Source organism: Pseudoalteromonas sp. McH1-42, assembly GCF_022347845.1.
Classification (GTDB): Bacteria; Pseudomonadota; Gammaproteobacteria; order Enterobacterales; family Alteromonadaceae; genus Pseudoalteromonas; species Pseudoalteromonas rubra_D.
The window spans coordinates 1-1,490 of the sequence record NZ_JAKRFU010000067.1 but is presented as its reverse complement, the minus strand read 5'-3'; the positions used below and the strand labels follow the sequence as shown (position 1 = coordinate 1,490).

Sequence of the window (1,490 nt, the reverse complement as noted above, 5' to 3'; positions counted from 1 at the left end):
ATAAGCTGTTGAGTAAAATAGACAGTGTGGATGCACAAGGACGGGTGACACAGCAGACGTTTGCAGGTGGGGTATCCCGGACCCAGTCGTTTGAAAATGACAGTGGCTTTATTGACGCCATTTCAATTTCGAATGCCACTCAGACACTGTATACGGTCAATTATAAGCATGATATTCGTGGTACCACACGCCATCGTATCAGTCAGTATTATGAGCCGGGCGTTGGCAACGATTCGTTCAAGTTTACCGAGTCATTTGGGTATGAAAATAACGGTCTGCAGCGCCTGAGAACCCGTTCAGTGAGTCATGCCAGCACCCGTTATGGGGTATCGCTCAGGCTGGCGAATCAAACCTACAGCTATGATGCATATGGCAATATCAAGACCAATACGAATGTAGGGACTTACCACTATACGAATACCAATAACCCATATCAGCTGACGTCTGTGTCAGGGGCAAGCGGTAAGCGTAGCTACAGTATGTCTTATGATAACCATGGCAACATCGTTAATGATGGTCAGCGTCGTTTTTACTACACCCAGTTTGATAAGCCTTATAAAATCACCAAAGACAGTAATACCTACACTGAGTTCCGGTATGACGGATCAGGTAAGCGCTATTATCGTAAAGACGTACAACTGGTGAATGGCAGTTCACAAACGAAACAGGTGTACTATGTGGGTAAAGTGTATGAGTTGATCAAACAGTCAGGGGGTAAAGACAGCAGTGGCAGTGCTTTGCCATCACAAATAGAACACCGCTGGTATGCCGGTGGTGTGGTGATCAGTCAGATTGAAGGTCAGGCACAAAAAACGCAGGTTGCACACAGCGATATGCTGGGTTCAACCGTGCTGGTGACCAATGACAGTGGCAGTGCGATTGCGCAATATATTTATGACCCCTGGGGTAAGCAGCAGCGGGTGTATGCGGCCTCTGAAATGGGCAGCAGCCTGTTACCACTGACACAGATGCGCGCCTTTACCGGGCACGAGCAGGTAGACCAGCTCGAGGTCATACATATGAACGGGCGTATTTATGATGCTAATCTGGGTCGATTCTTACAGGCTGACCCTTTTGTTCAGTTTCCGGATGTAACGCAAAGTCACAACCGTTACAGCTATGTGCTGAATAACCCATTGACTTATAACGACCCGAGTGGCTACTTCCTGAAGAAGTTAATGAAGATTACGGGGCTGAGCTCATTGCTCAAAGCCATTGCTAAGATCCCCATTCTGGATGCGGCAGTTAGTATTGCATTGGGGATATATGCGCCGTGGGCATTGCCTTTATATCAGGGGCTGAAAACCTACGCGGTCACGGGGAGTTTTGGTGCAGCACTCAAGGCCTATGTGATTTCCAGTTTTACGGTAGGCATTTCAGAAGCGATAGGAGGCGCTCTGCCATTTGAGGCGGGCGGGCTGACAGCCGTAGCCAATGTGGCTTCCCATGCGATGGTTGGCGGGATCACCTCCGTTCTGCAAGGTGGTAAG

General features: G+C 48.7%; 1 protein-coding gene. It reads left to right on the top strand.

Going from position 1 to position 1,490, the window contains the following annotated elements; all coding sequences use genetic code 11:
* Positions 1–1,490 (top strand): RHS repeat-associated core domain-containing protein (locus MHN31_RS24030; RefSeq protein ID WP_239445544.1); only part of this gene is annotated, 1,490 nt, incomplete at both ends.